This is a genomic window from Mycobacterium sp. 852013-51886_SCH5428379, from assembly GCF_001665575.1.
Classification (GTDB): Bacteria; Actinomycetota; Actinomycetes; order Mycobacteriales; family Mycobacteriaceae; genus Mycobacterium.
Genome location: NZ_LZSU01000013.1, coordinates 76,892 through 89,825 on the forward strand (window position 1 = coordinate 76,892; position 12,934 = coordinate 89,825).

The window sequence follows — 12,934 nt, forward strand, 5'->3', positions numbered from 1 at the left end:
CACCGCCCGGGAAAGGACTTCTGATGACCATGACCGACCTCACCTGCGACGATCTCGCCGACCGGCTGACCGGTCTGCGCGAGCAGGTGGCCGCGCCGGTGGCACTGCCGGGGGAGGCCGGCTACGAACGGTGCACGCCGTGGAACGTGGCCGCCGACGTGCGCCCGGCGGCGGTCGTGCTGGCCAGGACGGCCGGCGACGTCGCCGAGACGGTGCGCTTCGCTGCGGCCAGGGGCCTGCAGGTGACCGTGCAGTCCACCGGGCACGGCGCCATCGGTGTCAGCCCGGATACCGTCATGATCGTCACCTCGGGGATGACCTCGTGCACAGTCGACGCGCACAACCGCATCGCGCGGGTGGGTGCCGGAGTGCGCTGGCAGCAGGTGCTCGACGCGGCCTGCCCGTTCGGGCTGGCGCCGGTGCTGGGATCTGCGCCGAGCGTAGGTGTCGTCGGCTTCCTGACCGGCGGCGGGATCGGCCCGCTGGTGCGGACGGTGGGTGCATCATCGGACCATGTCCGCAGCTTCGAGTTGGTCACCGGCACAGGTGAACTGCTGCACGTGACGCCGGAGCGGCACGCCGATCTGTTCTGGGGGTTGCGGGGCGGTAAGGCGACGCTCGGGATCGTGACCGCGGTCGAGATCGATCTGCTCCCCATCCCCGAGTTCTACGGTGGCGCTCTGTACTTCGACGGCACCGATGCGGTGGCGGTGCTGCACGCGTGGGCGCGGTGGTGCGCGACGCTGCCGGAGACGGTGAACACCTCGATTGCGCTGCAACAGCTTCCGCCGCTGCCCGGGGTGCCGGAACCGCTGGCGGGCCGGTTGACGGTCGCGGTGCGCTACACGTCGGTCGGCGACCTGGGGGAGGGGCAGCGGCTGCTGGAACCGATGCGGGCGGTGGCGGTACCGGTCCTGGACGGCACCGGGGTGTTGCCGTTCGCGGCGATCGGGATGGTGCACGCCGATCCGGTGGATCCGATGCCGGTGTGGGAGAACCACACGCTGCTACACGGTGTCGACGCCGAGGCCGTGGAGGCGCTGCTGGCGGTCGCAGGGCCCGGTTCGGGTTCGGTGCAGGCGATCGTCGAGCTCCGGATGCTCGGCGGAGCTTTCGCCCGCGAACCGCGGCACCGCAGCGCGATGTGCCATCGAGACGCGCCGTTCGCGTTGACGACGATCGGTGCGCTGGCGCCGCCGGTGGCCGAGATGGTGCCGCAGCATGCGGCGGCGGTGCTCGCGGCGATGGCGCCGTGGTCGACCGGCGGGCAGCTGCCGAACTTCGCGCCGGCGGCCGATGCGCAGCGGGCGGCTCGGGTCTACACGGAGGACACGCGGCAGTGGCTGGCCGCGCTGGGGGAGCGCTACGACCCGGTGGGCATCTTCCGCACGGGCCAGGTCGTCCGCGGCTGACCCCTTCCCCGCGAGCGTGCGTGTCTGTACGCAGACACGCCGGTGAAAGCGTGCACTTTGCGCACGCTCGCGGAGGGTGAGCAGCGTCATAGCGTCCGGCGACCTCGCGATTTGGAGGACCGCCGCGACCCCGGTAACCTCGTGTTCACCCAACGCGGGGTGGAGCAGCTCGGTAGCTCGCTGGGCTCATAACCCAGAGGTCGCAGGTTCGAATCCTGTCCCCGCTACTAAGTAGAACGGCCCTCGGAGATAATCCGAGGGCCGTTTTTTCATGGCTCGGGCGGCCCCGCGCATTGGTGAACCGGCCAAAGAGTTCGTCCATATTGCATACGATCGGCCAAGAAGTTCAGATAGCCGTCCTGCTTTCATGATCGAAATGACGAGCGCATCTCACGACCTTCGACGGAACGAGTGAACTCATGTCCGACACCGCGTTTCAGATGTTGGCGATCGGGCTGTACTTCGCCCTGATGCTCGCGATCGGCTTCTACGCCTTCCGCCGGACCAGCGACCTCGACGACTACATGCTCGGCGGCCGCAAGCTCACCCCTCCTGTGGCGGCGCTGTCGGCGGGCGCGTCGGACATGTCCGGATGGCTGCTCCTCGGCGTCCCCGGCGCCATCTACGCCTCGGGCCTTGTCGAGTCGTGGATCGTGATCGGTCTGGTGATCGGAGCCTGGCTCAACTGGAAGTTCGTCGCACCGCGGCTGCGGGCCTACACCGAGGTCGCCAACAACTCGATCACCGTGCCGAGCTTCTTCGAGAACCGGCTGCGTGACAGATCGCATGTCCTGCGGATCGCGGCCGGCGCCATCATCCTGGTGTTCTTCACCTTCTACGTGTCATCCGGCATGGTCGCCGGTGGCGTGTTCTTCGAGACGTCCTTCGGCTCGTCCTATCTGACGGGCATGCTTCTGGTCGCTGGAGTCACGCTGTGCTACACGCTGTTCGGCGGCTTTCTCGGTGCCTCACTCACCGACGTCGCGCAGGCGCTGCTGATGTTCGCCGCACTCGTCACGATCCCGGTCGTCACGATCTTCGCCACCGGCGGGCCCGGCGAGATGGTCAATCTGGTCCAGGCCGCCGACGCCGCCCACAACGCCGCCAACCCCGGTGACGAAGTCCATCGCACGTCACTGTTCTTCGGCGGGAGTTTCCTCGCCATCGTGTCGGCCGCGGCCTGGGGGCTCGGCTACTTCGGCCAGCCTCACATCATCGTCCGGTTCATGGCGATGCGCTCCTCGGCCGATGCCAAGGCCGGTCGCCGGATCGGGATCAGCTGGATGATCCTGACCTCAGCAGGGGCGATCCTCACCGGATTTGCGGGGCTGGCGTACTTCTTCCGCGAAGGCGTGACTCTCGACAATCCCGAGACGGTGTTCCTCGAGTTGGCGAAGGTGATGTTCCATCCGTTCGTCGCCGGGATCGTGCTCGCCGCGGTGCTGGCGGCGATCATGTCGACGATCTCGTCGCAGCTCATCGTGTGTTCATCAGCCCTCGTCGAAGACATCTACCGGGCGTTCGGCAAGGAGGCCAGTTCGAAGAAATTGGTCGTCTACGGGCGCCTCGGGGTGCTGACCGTCGCGGTGGTGGCGATCCTGTTGGCGCTCAACCCGGACGGGTCGATTCTCGACCTGGTCGGCTTCGCGTGGGCCGGCTTCGGCGCCGCGTTCGGCCCCTTGATCATCCTGTCGCTGTTCTGGCGCAAGCTCACCACGCCCGGTGCGGTCGCGGGCATGATCGCCGGTGCCGTCGTGGTCGGCATTTGGGGTCAGACCGAGGCCCTGTCGAGCGCGATGTACGAGATCGTTCCCGGCTTCATCGCATGCCTGGTCGTCGCTGTCGTCGTATCGCTCATGACGGCTCGGGAGGACGACGAGATCCAGCGCGAGTTCACCGAGATGGCAGAGATGGCCGAGAAGATCGACGAATCCGCGGCTTCCGCCTGACGCCCCGGCAGCGCTCGTCAGCGCTCGTCAGCGTTCTTTCTCTCACCGCGCGCGAAAAGGTGGTCACCTCCTCCCGCCGGCCATAACGTCTTTCGCTGTACACCGTGCCACGCACGGCGTTGCCGCGGTATCGCGGCCACCGAGCCCTTTCGACAGCAGGAAAGACCTCAATGACGTTGCGTGTGGCCGATGTGTCCAAGAAGTACGAAGACACAACGGTTCTGGAGGGGCAGTCCTGGACCGCGGAGAAGGGCGAAATCCTCGCGGTGGTGGGGCCAAGCGGTTCCGGAAAGAGCACGCTGCTGAACCTGGTCAACCTTTCGACACGTCCGACGACCGGCTCGATCCACCTCGACGATCAGGACCTGACCGCGCTCGGGCGCCGCCACCTCCGGGTGGCACGGCGCAAGATCGGCACCGCGTTCCAGTCCGCTGCGCTGTTTCAGCGCCGCACCGTCATGGCGAATGTCGCTCTCCCGCTTACCTACATGTCCGTGAACAAGACACAGGCACGCGATCAGGCCACTCGTCTCATCGACCGCGTCGGCCTCACCGACCGGGCCGACTACTATCCCGGGCAGCTGTCCGGCGGCCAGAAGCAGCGTGTCGGCATCGCTCGGGCGTTGGCTCTGAATCCCCGGGTGCTGCTCGCCGACGAGATCACCTCGGGACTCGACCCGGTGACCACCGGCGCCATTCTGAAGTTGATCAAGGACCTTCGGGACGAACTGGAACTCACCGTCGTCCTCGTCACCCACGAGATGGACGTCGTCCGGCAGGTCGCTGACTCCGTGCTCTACCTCGAGCACGGGAAGGTTGTCGAATACGACACCACCACCTCCCTGCTGCGCAATCCGACCTCACGGGTAGGGGCACAGCTCCTCAGCTGGGGAGAAGATGACGGGTCTCTGGTCGACGAAACAAGCGGCGGCGTACTCGATCTCGTCTACGCCTCCGACCGTGTGCCCGGGAACTGGGTCGGTGACCTCACGGTGCGCTTCGACACCAACGTCGACCTGATCGAGGCACTCGTGGAACGACTGCGCGACGAACAGTTCGGGCGGGCCCGGGTGCGGATCGGCGATCACCGCAAGGTGCCCGAGATCAAGACCTATCTCGCGACCCAAGGCATCGCCGTCCTGCGGGAGGGCGCGGCGTGACAGCCCTGGCGTCTGCGCGTGACTTCAACACCCCGTGGAGTGAGGTCCCGGCCACGCTGTGGGCGGCCCTGCTCGAGACCCTGGCCATGGTCTTCTTCACATCGGTGATCGTGCTGACCGTCGGTCTGCTGATCGGCATCGTCCTGCACAACACGTCGGCGCGTGAATCCGCGCTGTTCACCAACGAGAAGGTCTACGGCGTCCTCGATTTCATCGTCAACATCGGGCGGTCGCTGCCGTTCCTCATCCTGATGGCGTTCATGATCCCGTTGACTCGCCTCATCGTCGGCACGTCGGTCGGTATCCAGGCGGCGGTGATCCCGATGGCGATCGGCGGTATCCCGTACTTCGCGCGGCTGGTAGAGAACGCTCTGCGCGGTCTTCCCGACGAGGTGGTGCGCGCCAGCGTCGTCGCCGGTGCATCGAAGGTTCAGGCCGTACAAACCTCCCAGCTGTCCGAGGCACTGCCCTCCCTGGTAGGCGCGGCGACGATCCAAGTCATCGGCCTCATCGAATTCTCCGCCGTGGCCGGCGCCATCGGGGCGGGTGGACTGGGCAATCTGGCACTTGCCTACGGCTATCAGGCGTTCGACGACCACATCATGTTGGCCACCGTGATCACCCTCATCGTTCTCGTTCAGCTGGTGCAGCTGAGCGGAAACCTGTTGGCCCGGTTGCTGACCCGGCCCTGAACCAATCACCCAGCAGATAAGACAAAGGATCAGTCATGAGTAATGACCCGCAGGGGTTCGTCATCGAGAAGCGACCGAAGTGGAAGTGGATCACCGGAGTCGGCGGCGTCGTCGTCCTCGTCGTAGCGATCGTCGTCGCGGTCACCCTGCGGGGAGAAGAGGAGAACAAGGGATTCACCTCGTCGCTCAAGATCGCCTACGCGACGTCGACCCCTGCGCAGAAGGCGATCATCGATTACGTGAACGACGAGATCGCCCCCGACTACGGGATCACGCTCGAAGCCGTCGGATACGGCGACGGCGACGCGATCTACCGTTCGGTCGACGAGCACAAGACCGCCGGACACTTCACGGCGCACCGGTACTGGACCGAAGAGGTCAACAAGAAACTCGGCACCCACAATTTCGCCACGGACGCGGAGATCTACACATGGGTGGGCAGCATCTACTCGCCCAGATACCGCGATCTCAACGACATTCCGGACGGCGCGAAGGTCAGCATCCCGCAGGAACCGTCCGTCCAGGCCCAGCAGCTCCAGGTGATCGCCAACCTCGGCTTCATCACCCTCGACCCGGGCGTCGACCCGCTGTTCGTCAGCTTGCGCGACGTCACCAGCAATCCGCGCAACTGGAAGCTCACCCCGATCGAGCTCACCAGCCAACCGCGGGTCTACCAGGACTTCGACGTGACCTTCGGAGGAGGTGAGGGCGTCGACCCGAGTTGGCTCATCACCACCGTGCCGCTGCCGCGGGCGTATTCGCCGCCGCTGACGGTCGCCGACGACAGTCGTACCGACCCCAACATCGTCAAGCTGTATGACGCGCTGCGAGATCCGCGTCTGCAGCGTTGGCTCAAAGAAGGTGACGGGCAGCAGTACAACCTCGTGATTGCCGCGGTGCCGACCGATCAGCCCCTGGCGCATCCCGAGCTGTACGTCCCGCTCGACCCCGGCACGGAACGTCAGCAGTGAGCGGCACGCGAAGCGTCCTGCTCGACGTCCACACCCACTACGTCGACCCGTCGTGGTACGAGCAGGACGGTACGGCGGAAGCCACCCGCCACGAGCTGATCGGTGATCTCGACGCACTCGGCCGGTTGGCCGCCGGCGACGCGGACGTGATCCGGGTACTCAGCGCCCCGCCGGAGATCCTCTACGGCACATTGCCGCCGTCGGACAGCCAGCTGCGCCGCCACAACGAGCAGCTCGCCACGATCGCGGCGAGTCGCTCCGGTCTCCGCGCCTTCGGCTCCGTTGACGCCTTCTCCGATGACGCCGCGGGCCAGATCGCCCATGCCGTCGACGATCTGGGATTGGCGGGCGTCGTGGTGGACTCAGGACACGGAGACGCCCATTTCGGTGACACCCAGACGTGGAGGGTGCTCGAAGCCGTCGCCGAGCGGAACGTACCGCTGTTCGTCCACCCCGTGTGGACCGCGGACTCCGACAGCGTGCGGGAACGCCACGGAGCCCAGGCCGCGGCATGGGGTCGCGGTTACCGCAATGGGATCGCCCTGCTGAACCTGCTCGACTCCGGTGTGGCGAAAAAATTCCCCGACGTGAAGATCGTCATCACGGGTTTGGCGGCCGGGTCACTGTGGTTCGCCCATCAGCAGATCCATGAGCTGCGTGACGAACTCGGTGCGAATCCGCACTTCTACATCGACACCACCTCGTTTCACGCCCCGTCGGTCCGCTACCAGGTCGACGTGCTGGGTGCCGACCGGGTGGTGCTGGGCAGCGATTGGCCGTTCCACACCGACGGCACGCGAGACGTGGCGGAGTCGGTGCTCGTGGAGGCCGGTCTCTCCGACAGCGACGCCCGAAACGTGCTGTCCGCAAACCTGACGAGTCTGATCGCCTGATATGCCACCTCTTCAAAGCAATGCCGATTTCGGTCAGCGATTCGCCGAACTGCTTCCGCAGCTCGCGGCCGGCACCGTCGACCGGGAACGGAAACGCGAACTGCCACATGCCGAGATCCGCGAACTCCTCGGAATCGGTTTCGGCACACAGCGAATCCCGGGGGAGTGGGGCGGCCCGGGATGGGATCTCGCGCGCACGCTCGGATCGGTGATCGACCTGGCGGCCGCGGATCCCCACATCGCACACGCCTTCCGCGGTCACTTCAACGTCATCGAGGATTCGCGGTTGGCGGCCCCGAACCACCATCCGGCGCTGATCGAGGCGCTGGTCGCAGGTCAATTCGTCGGCACGGCATACTCGGAGCGCACGCTCGGCCCGGATCGGGAGGCGCGTCTGCTGCACCGCGACGGTGTGTATCACCTGAGCGGGGTGAAGTACTACACGACCGGCAGCGTGTACGCCGACTGGATCGTCGCGGCAGGGCGGGACGTGGTGACCGGGGAGCACGTCAACGTGATCGTGGACGCCCACCACCCGGGCGTCGACATCGTGGACGACTGGGACGGGTTCGGTCAGACGCTGACCGGCAGCGGCACCACCCGATTCACCGATGTCCCGGTGGCGTACCGCAATCACGTCGGGAACGAATCCGATCTCCGGCCGCCGAACGCCCACCAGGCCGCGTTCCTGCAGCTGTATCTACTGGCGGTGATCGCGGGCATCAGTGCCGCGATAGCCCGCGACGCCGTCACCTTTGTGCGACCCCGGCAGCGCACCTTCGGGGTGGCGGCCGTCGCGGAGCCCCGGCGCAACCCGCTGGTTCACGAGGTCGTCGGGGAGTTGCACGGCATTGCTGTCACGGTGCGGTCGACGGTGATCGACGCAGCCCGTGCACTCGGCGATCTGCAGGTTCTGCTGCGCGACAGCACCATCGAGGAAAAGGTCAAAACGGAGGCCGCCGCGGTGGAGCTCATCCGGGTGTACACCATCCAGTCACAGGTGATCGATCTGGCGCTGCGCGGCGCCGGTCGGATCTTCGACGTGGGCGGGGCCTCGGCGACCAGCGTCGAGTTGGCCCTCGACCGGCACTGGCGCAACATCCGCACGATCGGTGCGCACAATCCGGCCGCGCAGCGGCTGCAGCAGGCAGGCAACTTCTACCTCAACGGCGTGCGGCCGCCCGCACTCGGACATCTGCAGCCAGCCGACATCGGACTGATCGGACCGCCACGATGACCAGAAGAGCGGCGGGCGAGCAACTGCACCTGAATGTCAACATCCTCCCGTCCGGCTCACACCCTGCTGCGTGGCGCTCGAAACACGGTGTCTCACGGGGGTTCATCGATATCTCGCTGTACCAGCAGATCGGCAGGATCGCCGAGCGTGGGAAGCTCGACGCCATCTTCCTGGCCGATACCTTGGCACTGCCGTCCGGGGTGATCGCCTCGGGTCCGACGTGGTCACTCGACCCTGTGGTGATCCTGACTTCGGTCGCTGCGGTCACCGAGCACATCGGGTTGATCGGCACCGCCAGCGCAACGTTCCACAATCCGTGGACGCTGGCCCGGACCTTTCTGTCCCTCGACCACGCCTCGGGCGGCCGAGCCGGCTGGAACATGGTCACCACCAGCGAACCGTCGTCCGCGTTCAACTTCGGCGATCAGCCGCTGCCGCCCAAGGCGCATCGGTACGCCCGTGCAGCAGAATTCGTGGAGCTGGTGAAGGCGCTGTGGAACGGCTGGGCCGACGATGCGCTGGTGGCGGATACCGCATCCGGCGTCTTCGCCGACCCGGCACGGATCACCGCACCGGATTTCCACGGCGACTACTTCGACGTGGCCGGCCCGCTCGCGTTACCACGGTCACCGCAGGGGCAGCCCCTTCTGGTGCAGGCGGGTGGCTCGCCGGAGGGACGCGACCTGGCCGCCCGGCACGCGGATGCCTTGTTCAACGCCCAGCTGACACTCACCGGCGCTCAACGCTATTACCGCGACATCAAGAACCGGGCCCGCGAGTACGGTCGAGACCCCGGCACCATCGCCGTACTCCCCGGGGTCGAGATCACCGTCGGGGAGAGCACCGCGGATGCGTGGGCTCGCAAGAACGAGCTCGACGACCTCATTCCCCGTGCCGTGCGGTTGCAGAACTTCGCGGCCCGCATCGGGATTCCGGTGCAACACCTGTCCTGGGACGAACCCATACCGGCCGACTTCCGCGACGCGGTCACCGAGCACAGCTTCGGATTCGCCTCCGCATTCCGCGATCTCAACGACGAGGAGCGGCTGCCCGTCGGGGAATTGATCCGCCGGGGTGGCGGCGTGCATCGCACGCTGGTCGGCTCGCCGACCGACATCGCGGATTCGCTCGAGGAGTGGTTCGAGGAGGAGGGTGCCGACGGATTCAACGTCAACATTGACGTGTTTCCCGAAGGACTCGAACGGTTCGTCGACCTCGCCGTACCCGAATTGCAGCGACGCGGCCTGTTCCGCCGCGAGTACGCGCAGTCGACGCTACGGCAGCGCTACGCCAATTCCGCAGTGCTGCCGGTGTGAACAGCCCCGGCGGCATAGCGGGCGCGCCGTCACCGCGCTCGAATCATCCCACTGGTTGGAGAACCACCACCGGAATGGTGCGGTCAGACCGAGCCGCGAAATCGTCGATCATCGGCATGATCGCCCTTTGGGTATCCCAGATGCGTTGCCGCTCAGCGTCCCCAGCTACGCGCGCCACGGCTCTGTACCGTAAGCCCCCGACTTCGATTTCAACGCTGGGATTGGCGACGACGTTGTGAAACCAAGATGGGTGGGTGGGCGCCCCTCCGTTGGAGGCGAATATTGCCCAGCTGCCGCCCAAATCCTGATGGATCAGCAGTGATTCGCGTTCCAGTCCACTCTTGGCGCCGGTACTGTGCAACACGAGCAGGTCGGCTTCGCCGTCTCCGAAACTGGCGACTTTGCCGCTGTTGGAACGGAACTCGTCGATCAGTCTCTCGTTCATCTCTCTAGGGTCAGTCACTTCATGCCGTTCGGTCAGTAGGTCAGGTTTCGATGACGATCTTGCCGATGGTGCGACGGCTCTCGATCAAGGTGTGCGCCGTCTTCATGTTGTCCACGGTCAACCCCGTGAGTTTGGTCGTCGCAATCGGGCGCAACTGGCCGCTGACGACGTACTCACTGATGGTGTTCAGGATGCAGCTCTGGTTAACCGGGCCCGTCCCGCCGCCTGGTCGGCTGAACACCATTTCGGTGTGCAGCGAGATGGATTTCTGTGTCAGCGGGGCGAGGTCGAGTGGGGCACCGAGGTCGACGGTCGACAGGTGGCCGAAGGGCCGTAGGAGAGCGCCGATCCAGGGGAGGTTGTCCACCGTCCCGGCGGTGGACAGCACCATGTCGACTTGCTCGATGCCGTTGTTGCCCAGTTGTTCAAGGACATCTGACGCGCGGTCCACCACCAGATCCGCGCCCATCGTGCGACACCAGGCTCGAGACTGAGGACGGGAGGCGGTGCTGATGACGAGCGCCTCGGTCCTGGCCTTGAGCAGCTGCGTCGCCAATGATCCGACCCCACCGGCACCGCCGACGATCAGGATGCGCTCCACTCCCGGCGGCAGGGCCGGCTGGTCGCGGAACATCGCCTCCCAGCCGGTCAGCGCGCCGATGGGCAACGAGGCAGCATCGGCAAAAGGGAGCTGCTCGGGGATCTTGGCGACGAGCCGATGGTCGACGGCCACTCGCTCCGCCCAGCAGCCGTCTCGAGCAAGGTCGCCGGTACCCATGACCCGGTCGCCGGCCGCGAACCCGGTGGCCGAGGATCCGGTTTCGACGACGACACCCGCGAACTCCCAGCCGAGGATGAGTCTCCCGCCCGGCTCGGCGCTACGCACCGAACGGATCAACGCCTCTCCGGGATTCACGCCGATTGCCCGGATGTCGACCAGGAGGTCACTATCCCGGGGTACCGGCTCGTCTACCTCGATATGATCCAGCGCGAACGCGTCGACCGGATGTGCTCGCTCGTAAGCCAGCGCCTTCACCGAGCCCCTCCGTCGTGCGGACTTGGAGCGATCATCGACGTCAGTCCTGTTTGAGGGCGTGCAGTCCCGAGAGCGGGCCGCCGCCGACCTGCATCAGTCGGCCGCCGTCCCGCAACGATCCCATGTCGACCGGGGCGAAGCCGAAACCGTCGACCAACTCACCGAAGGTCGCCTTCGCTGCGTCGTCGTCGCCGGCGTAGAACAGGACTTGACGCCCGGCCGGGTGGCGCGGGTCGGGCGCCAAGTAGTCGGCGCGCAGGGTATTGAACGCTTTGATCACCCGGGCGCCGGGCGCGAGCGCGGCGACCCGCTCGCTTCCGGTCTGATCGCCGAGGTCGGCCACCTCAACCGGGTCCAGTCGCGCGAATTGGTTGGTGCAATCGACCAGGATGCGTCCGTCCCACGGTGGCAGGTCAGCCAACGCGGCCGGGATGGCCGGCCACATCACCGCGAGGAACACCATGTCCGCTTCCGCGGCTTGCGCAATCGTTCCTGCCGAGGCCAGCGGACCCAGGTCGGCGACGACCTCAGTCAACGTCGACGGACCGCGGCTGTTGCTCAACGTCACGCGGTGACCGGCCGTCACCAGGTGACGGGCCAGCGCCTGGGCGATGGTGCCGGCGCCGATGGTTCCGAAGTTCACGCGTTGTCCCATCTCTCGAGCGTTTTGATGACGATCATCATCGATTAGTTATGATGTCATGTGTCATCAAAAGGCGTCAAGCAACGACGGCGTTCTGATCGAATCGGTCGACCCGCCGGAGAGGGGATTTTGAGGTGCCTCGTGTGTCACGGCAGCAGAAGGAGCGCAACCGCGAGCGCATCGTCGCCGCTGCCAGTGAAGGTTTCAAGGCTCGCGGGATCGACGCTGTGGGCATCGACGAGCTGATGAACGCGGCTGGGATGACCCGCGGTGGTTTCTACAATCACTTCTCGTCGAAGGAAGACCTCGCCCTGGAGGTTCTCAATCAAGGCTTCACCGCCTCCCTGGGAACCGTCGACGACCTGATCGGCGCCCACCCGCGCTCGAGCCGGGCAGCCCTGAACGCCATCATCGACAGCTACCTGACCACGTACCACCGCGACCACCCCGAGGACGGATGCGCGTCCGCCGCTCTCGCCGCGGACGCCGGGCGGCATGGCGTCCAGGCTCAGGAGGAGTACCGCCGTGGCTTGCAGGGCTACATCGCCGCCATTGCCGAACTACTTCAGGCCGGCGCGCGGCAGACCGGCACGAAGCTGGATGCACGCAGGGCGCGGGAGCAGGCCATCGCGCTGTTCAGCCAGCTGGTCGGCGCACAGCTCATCGCCCGCGCCATCGCCCAGGCGGACCCCGCACTTTCCGATGAAGTCCTCGCTGCCAACAGGAAAGAACTCAAACGCGGATGATCTTGGCGCGCTCCAGCGGGCGCCCCATTTCGCCGCGGGGGTCGTCGCGGTTTCTCGACCTACGCGGCGGCCGGTGGTGGTTTGGGTTGGTAGGGGGTGTACCACCACCAGTCGGCGCGTTCCCCGGTCGGTCCGGGGCACGGTTTCACATCCGGTGGAGGTGTGGTGGGTGGCCGGGCGAGAGCGCGGTTGGTCATTCGCTTGCCGGTGGCGTCGGTGACGGCGAGGTGGTCGGCGGGTCCGGTGAGGGTGATGTCGCCGCGGTGATGGGCGCGGTGGTGGAACGGGCAGACCAGGGCCAGGTTCCTCAGTTCGGTGGGTCCGCCGTCTTCCCAGTGCTGCAGGTGGTGGGCGTGTAGGCCGCGGGTGGCCCCACAGCCGGGGACCACGCAGGACTGGTCGCGGTGCTCGAGGGCGCGGCGTAGGCGGCGGTT

The 12,934-nt window shown here is 66.3% G+C and carries 13 protein-coding genes and 1 tRNA gene; 10 read left to right on the top strand and 4 right to left on the bottom strand.

What is annotated here, in order from left to right; all coding sequences use genetic code 11:
• The first annotated feature begins 23 nt into the window (after positions 1-23).
• The 9 genes from A5757_RS04640 (at position 24) to A5757_RS04680 (ending at position 9,630) form a co-directional block, all read left to right on the top strand.
• The gene (locus A5757_RS04640; protein ID WP_066829093.1) at positions 24-1,412 is read left to right on the top strand and encodes an FAD-binding oxidoreductase; all 1,389 of its coding nucleotides are present in this window, start codon (positions 24-26) and stop codon (positions 1,410-1,412) included.
• A 153-nt stretch (positions 1,413-1,565) separates the two neighbouring features.
• Positions 1,566-1,639, top strand: a tRNA-Met gene (locus tag A5757_RS04645).
• Positions 1,640-1,831: 192 nt separating this feature from the next.
• Positions 1,832-3,361 carry a sodium/proline symporter PutP gene (gene putP, locus A5757_RS04650; protein WP_066829095.1) on the top strand — a complete coding sequence of 510 codons (1,530 nt, stop codon included), beginning with the start codon at positions 1,832-1,834 and terminating at the stop codon, positions 3,359-3,361.
• Positions 3,362-3,531: 170 nt separating this feature from the next.
• Positions 3,532-4,521 (top strand): methionine ABC transporter ATP-binding protein, encoded by a 990-nt coding sequence (locus tag A5757_RS04655; protein WP_066829097.1) that lies wholly within the window; start codon positions 3,532-3,534, stop codon positions 4,519-4,521.
• The gene (locus tag A5757_RS04660; RefSeq protein ID WP_082929314.1) at positions 4,518-5,213 is read left to right on the top strand and encodes a methionine ABC transporter permease; all 696 of its coding nucleotides are present in this window, start codon (positions 4,518-4,520) and stop codon (positions 5,211-5,213) included. The genes A5757_RS04655 and A5757_RS04660 overlap by 4 nt, the downstream gene beginning before the upstream one ends.
• Before the next feature lie 35 nt (positions 5,214-5,248).
• Positions 5,249-6,184, top strand: a complete 936-nt coding sequence (locus A5757_RS04665) for a MetQ/NlpA family ABC transporter substrate-binding protein (RefSeq protein ID WP_066829100.1) — start codon at positions 5,249-5,251, stop codon at positions 6,182-6,184.
• Positions 6,181-7,077, top strand: coding sequence for an amidohydrolase family protein (locus tag A5757_RS04670; protein WP_066829102.1), 897 nt, complete (start codon positions 6,181-6,183; stop codon positions 7,075-7,077). Before A5757_RS04665 ends, A5757_RS04670 begins: the two co-directional genes overlap by 4 nt.
• Position 7,078: 1 nt before the next feature.
• The gene (locus tag A5757_RS04675; protein WP_066829104.1) at positions 7,079-8,314 is read left to right on the top strand and encodes a hypothetical protein; all 1,236 of its coding nucleotides are present in this window, start codon (positions 7,079-7,081) and stop codon (positions 8,312-8,314) included.
• Positions 8,311-9,630, top strand: a complete 1,320-nt coding sequence (locus A5757_RS04680; protein ID WP_066829106.1) for an LLM class flavin-dependent oxidoreductase — start codon at positions 8,311-8,313, stop codon at positions 9,628-9,630. Before A5757_RS04675 ends, A5757_RS04680 begins: the two co-directional genes overlap by 4 nt.
• A gap of 43 nt (positions 9,631-9,673) precedes the next feature.
• Here the strand turns inward: A5757_RS04680 and A5757_RS04685 are convergent, their stop codons facing one another.
• Genes A5757_RS04685 through A5757_RS04695 form a run of 3 tightly spaced genes read right to left on the bottom strand, consistent with a single transcriptional unit; the run spans position 9,674 to position 11,754 of the window.
• Entirely contained in the window at positions 9,674-10,075 is a 402-nt protein-coding gene (locus A5757_RS04685) for a nitroreductase/quinone reductase family protein (RefSeq protein WP_066829108.1), read from the bottom strand.
• A 40-nt stretch (positions 10,076-10,115) separates the two neighbouring features.
• A complete protein-coding gene (locus tag A5757_RS04690; RefSeq protein ID WP_066829109.1) occupies positions 10,116-11,111 on the bottom strand; it encodes a zinc-binding alcohol dehydrogenase family protein in 996 nt (331 codons plus the stop codon).
• Positions 11,112-11,151: 40 nt separating this feature from the next.
• Positions 11,152-11,754, bottom strand: a complete 603-nt coding sequence (locus A5757_RS04695; RefSeq protein WP_082929317.1) for an NADPH-dependent F420 reductase — start codon at positions 11,752-11,754, stop codon at positions 11,152-11,154.
• Between the two features lie 143 nt (positions 11,755-11,897).
• Between A5757_RS04695 and A5757_RS04700 the strand changes: the two genes are divergently transcribed.
• Positions 11,898-12,500: a TetR/AcrR family transcriptional regulator gene (locus A5757_RS04700; RefSeq protein WP_231983886.1), complete on the top strand. Its 603-nt coding sequence runs from the start codon at positions 11,898-11,900 to the stop codon at positions 12,498-12,500.
• A gap of 59 nt (positions 12,501-12,559) precedes the next feature.
• Here the strand turns inward: A5757_RS04700 and A5757_RS04705 are convergent.
• A partial coding sequence (locus A5757_RS04705; RefSeq protein ID WP_197497250.1) for an HNH endonuclease signature motif containing protein occupies positions 12,560-12,934 on the bottom strand: 375 nt, incomplete at its 5' end.